Genomic DNA, 8,165 nt, shown 5'->3' with positions numbered 1-8,165 from the left:
CCCCCGCACATCCCCACGCCCCCCCACCTTCCGCCACGTTGCGTCCGTGCTCGACGGAACGTCAAACTACTTCCAAGGAGGAACCCCGATGAGCTTTACCCTCGTCCAGCAAGCCACGCCCCGCCTGCACCGCTCCGAACTGGCGGTGCCGGGCTCGAACCCGACCTTCATGGAGAAGTCGGCGAAATCCACCGCCGACGTGATCTTCCTCGATCTCGAGGATGCGGTCGCCCCCGACGACAAGGAGCAGGCGCGCAAGAACATCGTCCAGGCCCTCAACGACATCGACTGGGGCACGAAGACGATGATGATCCGCATCAACGGCCTCGACACCCACTACATGTACCGTGACGTGGTCGACATCGTCGAGGCCTGCCCGCGCCTCGACATGATCCTGATCCCGAAGGTCGGCGTGCCAGCCGACGTCTACGCCATCGACGTGCTGGTGACGCAGATCGAGCAGGCCAAGCGCCGCGAGAAGAAGATCGGCTTCGAGGTGCTGATCGAGACCGCCCTCGGCATGGCCAATGTCGAGGCGATCGCCCAGTCCTCGAAGCGCCTGGAGGCGATGTCCTTCGGCGTCGCCGACTACGCCGCCTCGCTGCGCGCCCGCTCGACCGTGATCGGCGGCGTGAACCCGGATTACTCGGTGCTCACCGACAAGGACGAGGAGGGGGGCCGCCAGACCCATTGGCAGGATCCCTGGCTGTTCGCCCAGAACCGGATGCTGGTGGCCTGCCGCGCCTATGGCCTGCGGCCGATCGACGGGCCGTTCGGCGACTTCTCCGATCCGGACGGCTACCGCTCGGCGGCGCGGCGCTGCGCGGCCCTCGGCTTCGAGGGGAAATGGGCGATCCACCCCTCGCAGATCGACCTCGCCAACGAGGTCTTCACCCCGAGCGAGGCCGAGGTGACCAAGGCGCGCCGCATCCTCGCCGCGATGGAGGAGGCAGCCAAGGCGGGCCGCGGCGCCGTCTCGCTGGACGGGCGGCTCATCGACATCGCGTCGATCCGCATGGCCGAGGCGCTGATCGGCAAGGCCGACGCCATGGCGCGGGCGTGAGGAACGGGGCCGGCCTTCGGGCCGGCCCTCCTCCGTCGGGAGATGCCGCGGTTCCCTGCACCCAGGAAAGACCAGACTTGTTCACCGCGCGGACGCGCCGCACGGATCTCGCACACGCTAGAAACAGTCGACTGGCATATGCTCGACAGATGCCGGCTCGCGCGGCCGCTCCGGCGGTCGTTCTAATCCCCTCGCGATCCGGCTCCGGACTGGAGCGGCGCCGGTCGCACGACCGCCCTGCGCCGCTCCCGGTCTTCGACGTTGCCGCATGGCCCGACGATGCCAATCCCGCAAAGTCGGACGATGCCCGAGTGGAAGCGTGCGACCGATGAGATCAGTACAGGGCGCTGACGCAACGAGACGCCGGCGCGGCGGATGGGTCCTGGCCCTGGCGATCCTGGCCCTGGCGATCCTGGCCGGCGCCGGCGGGGCCTATGCGTGGCAGCGCCAACACGCCCATCCGGACAAGCCCGCCGCCCGCGCCCCGGCTCCTGTCCCGGTGACCCTGGCCCGGGTCGAGCAGGGTCCGCTCCCCAAGGTGCTCGGCGGCCTCGGCACGGTGCAGGCCTACAACACCGTGCAGGTGCGCACCCGGGTCGACGGCGAGATCCTGAAGATCGGCTTTCGCGAAGGCCAGGTGGTGAGGAAGGGCGACCTCCTCGCCCAGATCGACCCGCGGCCCTACCAGGCCGCCCTCGACCAGGCCAAGGCGAAGAAGGCCCAGGACGAGGCCAACGTGAAGAACGCCCGGGCCGACCTGGAGCGCTACACCAAGCTCGGCGACTACGCCTCGCGCCAGCAGACCGACACCCAGACCGCCACGGTCAACCAGCTCACCGCCCAGATCGCCGGCGACCAGGCGGCCATCGACAACGCGGCGACGCAACTCTCCTACGCGACGATCCAGGCACCGATCGACGGCGTCACCGGCTTCCGGCTGATCGACGTCGGCAACATCGTCAACGCGGCGCAACAGACAGCGATCGTCACCATCACCCAGGTCGAGCCGATCTTCGTGGTCTATACCGCGCCCGAGGACCAGCTGGGCGAGGTGATGCGGGCGCTCGCCGCCGGCCCGGTGCCGGTCGAGGCCTGGAGCAGCGACGGGATGACCCGGCTGTCCACGGGGCGCCTCGACCTCGTCAACAACCAGGTCGACGTCGCCACCGGGACGATCCGGCTCAAGGCCTCCTTCGCCAACAAGGACCACGCCCTGTGGCCGGGCGCGTCGGTCTCGACGAAGACGCGCACCGGCACGATCCCCGACGCCGTCACGGTTCCGGACGACGCGGTGCAGCACGGACCGAAGGGCCTCTACGCCTTCGTGGTCGACGACCAGAACCACGCCCACATGCAGCCGATCACCGTCGGCCGCTCCACCGACGGCCGCACCCAGGTGACCAAGGGGCTGTCGCCCGGCCAGAGCGTCGTCTGGCGCGGCCAGTCGCGGGTGCAGGAGGGGGCGCTGGTCGCCGAGGCGAAGCCCGCCGATTCCCCGGCCCACTCCGCGGCCCACTCGGCGGACAACGCCGCCCTGGCCTCGAGCGAGGCGCGCTGAGATGCAGATCGGCACCGGGCAGGAGGGGGCCGCGCGCGGCGGCATCTCCGGCTACTTCATCCGCTTTCCGATCGCGACCTCGCTGATCATGGCCGGGATCCTGTTCATCGGGATCGTGGCCTATCCGCTGCTCGGCGTCGCGCCCCTGCCGCAGGTCGATTTCCCGACGATCCAGGTCACCGCGCAGCTGCCCGGCGGCAGCCCGGAGACCATGGCCTCGACGGTGGCCCAGCCGCTGGAACGGCAATTCGCACAGGTGCCGGGCGTCAGCCAGATGACCTCGACGAGTGCGCTCGGCATCTCGTCGATCACCGTGCAGTTCGACCTCTCCCGCAACATCGACGGGGCGGCGAACGACATCCAGGCGGCGATCAATGCCGCCGGCGGGCAATTGCCGAAAAACCTGCCGAGCCCGCCGACCTACCGCAAGGTGAACCCGGCCGATTCGCCGATCCTGCTGCTCTCGGTCACCTCCGACACCCTGCCGCTGATCGAGGTCGACGACGCCGCCGACGTGCAGTTGGCGCAGCGCATCAGCCAGGTCTCGGGCGTCGGCCAAGTGCTGATCGGCGGCCAGCAGAAGCCGGCGGTGCGGGTGCAGATCGACCCGGCGAAGCTCGTCGCCAAGGACCTGTCGCTCGAAGACATCCGCACCCAGCTCTCGATCACCACGGTCAACAGCCCGAAGGGCAGCTTCGACGGCCAGACCCGCAGCTACACGGTCTATGCCAACGACCAGCTCACGCGCGCCAAGGACTGGAACGACGTCATCGTCGCCTACCGCAACGGCGCGCCGTTGCGGGTGCGCGACATCGGCCAGGCGGTGGCGGGGCCGGAGGATGCCAAGCAGGCGGCCTGGGCCAACGGCCAGCGCGGCGTGTTCCTGGTCATCTTCAAGCAGCCCGGCGCCAACGTCATCGACACGGTGGACCGGATCAAGGCCGAGCTGCCGCGCATCACCGCCTCGCTGCCGGCGGGCGTCAAGGTGCAGACGCTCAGCGACCGCACCCAGACCATCCGCGCCTCCGTCGAGGACGTGCAATTCACGCTGCTGATCACCATCGCCCTCGTGGTGATGGTGATCTTCGTGTTCCTGCGCTCGCTCTGGGCCACCATCATCCCGAGCGTGACGGTGCCGCTGGCGCTGCTCGGCGCCTGCGCGCTGATGTGGATGGCGGGCTACACCCTCGACAACCTGTCGCTGATGGCGCTCACCATCGCGGTCGGCTTCGTGGTCGACGACGCGATCGTCGTGCTGGAGAACATCGCCCGCTACGTCGAGGAGGGGATGAAGCCGATGCAGGCGGCGCTCAAGGGCGCCGGCGAGATCGGCTTCACCATCGTGTCGATCTCGGTCTCGCTGATCGCGGTGCTGATCCCGCTGCTCCTGATGGGCGGCATCATCGGCCGGCTGTTTCGCGAATTCGCCGTGGTCCTGTCGATGACGATCGGCGTCTCGGCCTTCGTGTCGCTGTCGCTGACCCCGATGATGGCCTCGCGCTTCCTGAAGGAGCACAAGGCGGACGCGCATGGGCGTCTCTACCGGTGGAGCGAGCGCGTCTTCGATGGGATGCTGCACGCCTACGAATCGGCCCTCGACGTGGCGCTCCGCCACCACGTGGTGACGTTCCTCACCTTTCTCGGCACGCTGGCGCTCACCGGCTATCTGTTCGTCATCATCCCCAAGGGCTTCTTCCCGCAGCAGGATACGGGCCTGATCGTCGGCATCACCGAGGGCGGGCAGGACATCTCGTTCTCCGCCATGGAGGACCGGCAGCGCGCGGTCGGCGCGGTGATCCAGGCCGATCCGGACGTGGCCAGCGTCGCGATGTCGATCGGCGGCAGCGGCCAGGCACTCAATTCCGGCCGGATGTTCATCACCCTCAGGCCCCGGGACGACCGCGAGGCCAACGCCTTCCAGATCATCGATCGCCTGCGGCCGAAGCTCGCCCGGCTCGAGGGCGTCAAGGTCTTCCTTCAGGCCTCGCAGGACGTGCGCACGGGCGGGCGTGCCTCGCGCACCCAGTTCGAATACACGTTGCAGGATCCGAACCTCGACGAGCTGAACACCTGGTCTCCGCGGCTGCTGGAGAAGCTGAAGACGCTGCCGGAGCTGCGCGACGTCGCCACCGACCAGCAGACCGACGGCACCACCCTGACCCTGACGATCAACCGCGACGCCGCCTCGCGCTACGGCATCACTCCGCAAGCCATCGACGACACGCTCTACGACGCGATCGGCCAGCGCCAGGTGGCGCAGTACTTCACCCAGCTCAACAGCTACCACGTCGTCATGGAGATCCTGCCGGCCCTCCAGGGCAACCCGGACAGCTTGCGCAACATCTACGTGAAGTCGCCGGCCACCGGGGGCCAAGTGCCGCTCGCCGCCTTCGCCTCCTGGAGCACCGTGCCGGTACGCCCGCTCTCGATCAGCCACCAGGGCCAGTTCCCCTCGGTGACGATCAGCTTCAACTTAGGCCCCGACGTGGCGCTCGGCCAGGCCACCGCGGCGATCGACAAGGCCGCCAAGGACCTCGGCGTGCCGGCGACCCTGGCGACCGGCTTCCAGGGCACCGCGCAGGCCTTCCAGCAATCGCTCTCGACGGTGCCGCTCCTGATCGTCGCCGCGCTGGTGGTGGTCTACCTGATCCTCGGCATCCTCTACGAGAGCTACATCCACCCGCTGACCATCCTCTCGACCCTGCCCTCGGCCGGCGTCGGGGCGCTCGCGATGCTCCTGTGGTTCGGCTACGATTTCAGCCTGATCGCGCTCATCGGCATCATCCTGCTGATCGGCATCGTGAAGAAGAACGGCATCATGCTGGTCGATTTCGCGATCGTCGCTGAGCGCCAGGAGGGGATCGGCCCCGAGGAGGCGATCCGCAAGGCGGCGTTGCTTCGCTTCCGCCCGATCCTGATGACCACGATGGCGGCCTTGCTCGGCGGCATCCCGCTGATGTTCGGCACCGGCACCGGCTCGGAGATCCGCCAGCCGCTCGGCTACGCCATGGTCGGCGGCCTCGCGGTGAGCCAGGTGCTGACGCTGTTCACCACGCCGGTGATCTACATCTACCTCGACAGGCTCTCGACCTTCCTGTCCGGCGGCTCGCACGGGCCGGAGGCGAAGGACGAGGCACCGGAGGACGGGGAGGAGCCGCCGCAGTTGCGGGAGGCGGCGGAGTAGGGACCTCACGCCGTCGCGATGAACTCGCGCAAGAGGCCGAAGGCCAGCTCCGGCGCGTCGCCGAACAGATCGTGGCCGCAATCCGCGACACACTCGAAGCGCACGCGGTCGGGCGGCAGGGCGGCCACGAGCGCCTCGCTGACGGATGGCGGGACCAGCGGATCGTGTTCGCCCGCCATCACCAGGACGGGGCAGCGCACACGCCCGAGCGCGGGGCGGAAATCCATGCGCCCCTGCTCGTTCCCAGGCCCGTTGAAGTGGAGCGCGGTGTCGTCGCGCATCAGCACGCGGCGCAGCCTGGCGGGATCGACGGGTCGTCGGCGGTAGAACGGAACGCAGGTCCGGAAGTACTCCGCCCGTCTCTCGGCGGTCGGGGCCGTCCAGTAGGTCTCGGCGATGCGGGCGACGTCGGGCCCGCCCAGCTGTCCGAATCGCTCGAAGATCGCCGGAAAGTCCACCCTGGCGGCCGTGCTCACCAGGACGAGCTTGCCCGGATGGTCCGGGTACCGCGTCGCGTAGGATTGGGCGACATAGCCGCCCCACGACATCCCGAGCACGATCGGCCGGACGAGGCCGAGGGCGTCGCACAGGCCCTTCACGTCGTCGCCCCACTGCGCCAGCGTCCAGGCGGAACGGTCGCCATCCTCGCTGCGGCCGTTGCCGCGGTGATCGACATAGATCACCTGCGCCACGTCGCTCAGCCCGGCGAAGAGGGGCTTGAAGGCACTGTGGTCGAAGCCGGGACCGCCATGGAGCAGCAGCAACGCCGGCTTCTCCCGCATGGCATCGCCCGCGGGAACGAGCCCGGCATTCTCGACGTCGACGAAGAGGCGGATGCCGTTGACGGCGACCAACATGCGGCGGCGATCCTGATATGGCCGGGGAGGCGAGGGCTGGGGCTGCCGAGCCGCTTCCCCCGGTCGAGGCGTCGGCGCGTCAGGCCACAGCCGCCTGCTTCTGCAGGCTCAGCAGCATGTTGGCGATCTGGCGCACCTGCAGCTCGCTGTCCTGCAGCTCCTTCTTGCGGGCGCCGCCATAGGCGAACTCGTCATGGTCGATGCCCGGGACCGGCAGGCCGGCCTCCTCGAAGTAGCGCTCGAGGCGCCGGAGGAGCTGCTCCCAGACGCCGAGGCGGGACCAGCGGATGAAGGTCTGGGCCGCCATCCACCACGGGCCGTAATGGGCCGGGACCGCGCGCCAGTTGGTATCGTGCCAGTGCCGCCAGAGGATCGCATCGACGGTTCGCTTGAGATCGTGGGGCTGGGTCTTGCCGCGAGGCCTGCAGCCTTCGAGCAATGGAGCGAGCACAGCCCACTGCGCCTCCGTCAACATAAACATCCCCCCGCTCACGCTTCGTCCGGAACCCATATTACCAAGGGTAATCTGGCACTTCAATCGGGCTTCCGACCGCCGGTTGAAGTTTGTTGGTTCGGTGCAACATGAGGAGTGGCATCGATCGTTTGTGTTCGAACATACCACCCAAAGGGACAACCGGATGTTTACTTGAAAGATTAGTTTTTCCGGTCTGTAACTACCTCACAAAAATAGACATCACACATGCAATAAAATTTCAGTCGATTCAGGAGCTAACAAAAGCGAGTCGCGTCGTATCGCTGCCGCGGATGACGCAAAAGCACGATGACAATTTGTTAGATCAACGCTAGACAATTTTTCTATCTTGCGCAGAGTACGAATGGCGACGTGAAGCACGATCATGCACAATCGCAAACCTTTCCCTGCGTTTCAGAAAGTGATGATGGCCACATGTACCGGACGCCGCTACGACAAGAACTAACAAATTTCGAGCCGGCGTGATCGACGCGCGCCTTCCGGCGCGCGCGGGGGGTCGTCGAGGCAACGGCATGCAGATGCCGGCAACCAGGAAGCGGAGCCATGCGCCGCCCCGAATCACATCGAAGGCACCGACCAAGCCCGAACGGGCCTCCGACGCCGGGCGCTGGCACAGCGACAGCCTCGCCATCGCCGTGTCGATGGCGAGGCGCGTCGATATCGGAGATCTGGGCGGCCGGTGCATCGGGAGCACGGCGGCGCGCCCGCTTGGGACGACCCGCGGAAGGTCACGCGCGGGCTTCATCTCCCCGGGTGGGAAGGGGGGATCCTGCGCCCCATCTTGCCCCGGACGGCCCCGTGCCGCGCGGTCGCGTGGCGATACGGGCCGGCATCCGGGCAGTCCGGCGCAACGCAAAAAGGCCGCCGAAGCGGCCCGTATCGGGAATTTGCCATGTCGAGAGAAAGGATGGTGGAGCTAAGCGGGATCGAACCGCTGACCTCCTGCATGCCATGCAGGCGCTCTCCCAGCTGAGCTATAGCCCCATCCCTCAGCCGCGGCACTGGGGATG

The 8,165-nt window shown here is 67.8% G+C and carries 5 protein-coding genes and 1 tRNA gene; 3 read left to right on the top strand and 3 right to left on the bottom strand.

The annotated features are described in order from the left end of the window. Positions 1-88: 88 nt before the first annotated feature. The 3 genes from VQ03_RS26350 (at position 89) to VQ03_RS26340 (ending at position 5,805) form a co-directional block, all read left to right on the top strand. Entirely contained in the window at positions 89-1,063 is a 975-nt protein-coding gene (locus tag VQ03_RS26350; protein ID WP_048453885.1) for an HpcH/HpaI aldolase/citrate lyase family protein, read from the top strand. Between the two features lie 328 nt (positions 1,064-1,391). Then, on the top strand, positions 1,392-2,621 hold the full coding sequence (locus VQ03_RS26345) for an efflux RND transporter periplasmic adaptor subunit (protein WP_208605562.1): 1,230 nt from the start codon (positions 1,392-1,394) through the stop codon (positions 2,619-2,621). Position 2,622: 1 nt separating this feature from the next. Then, a complete protein-coding gene (locus VQ03_RS26340) occupies positions 2,623-5,805 on the top strand; it encodes a multidrug efflux RND transporter permease subunit (RefSeq protein WP_048453884.1) in 3,183 nt (1,060 codons plus the stop codon). A gap of 5 nt (positions 5,806-5,810) precedes the next feature. Here VQ03_RS26340 and VQ03_RS26335 read toward each other — a convergent pair whose 3' ends face one another. The 3 genes from VQ03_RS26335 to VQ03_RS26325 all read right to left on the bottom strand — a co-directional run bounded on the left by VQ03_RS26335 (position 5,811) and on the right by VQ03_RS26325 (position 8,139). Next, a complete protein-coding gene (locus tag VQ03_RS26335; RefSeq protein WP_048453883.1) occupies positions 5,811-6,662 on the bottom strand; it encodes an alpha/beta fold hydrolase in 852 nt (283 codons plus the stop codon). Positions 6,663-6,741: 79 nt separating this feature from the next. Continuing rightward, positions 6,742-7,143: a transposase gene (locus tag VQ03_RS35325; RefSeq protein ID WP_167376134.1), complete on the bottom strand. Its 402-nt coding sequence runs from the start codon at positions 7,141-7,143 to the stop codon at positions 6,742-6,744. A gap of 920 nt (positions 7,144-8,063) precedes the next feature. Then, positions 8,064-8,139, bottom strand: a tRNA-Ala gene (locus tag VQ03_RS26325). Positions 8,140-8,165: the final 26 nt, after the last annotated feature.

This window comes from Methylobacterium tarhaniae (genome assembly GCF_001043955.1).
In the GTDB taxonomy this organism is placed as follows: domain Bacteria; phylum Pseudomonadota; class Alphaproteobacteria; order Rhizobiales; family Beijerinckiaceae; genus Methylobacterium; species Methylobacterium tarhaniae.
Note: the sequence above shows the minus strand (reverse complement) of the source record. Positions and strands in the feature narration are given on the sequence as shown.

Coding starts and splice junctions, on each gene's coding strand:
- VQ03_RS26345 (WP_208605562.1), top strand. CDS start 1,392: ATGAGATCAGTACAGGGCGCTGACGCAACGAGACGCCGGCGCGGCGGA.
- VQ03_RS26335 (WP_048453883.1), bottom strand. CDS start 6,662: ATGTTGGTCGCCGTCAACGGCATCCGCCTCTTCGTCGACGTCGAGAAT.
- VQ03_RS26350 (WP_048453885.1), top strand. CDS start 89: ATGAGCTTTACCCTCGTCCAGCAAGCCACGCCCCGCCTGCACCGCTCC.
- VQ03_RS35325 (WP_167376134.1), bottom strand. CDS start 7,143: ATGTTTATGTTGACGGAGGCGCAGTGGGCTGTGCTCGCTCCATTGCTC.
- VQ03_RS26340 (WP_048453884.1), top strand. CDS start 2,623: ATGCAGATCGGCACCGGGCAGGAGGGGGCCGCGCGCGGCGGCATCTCC.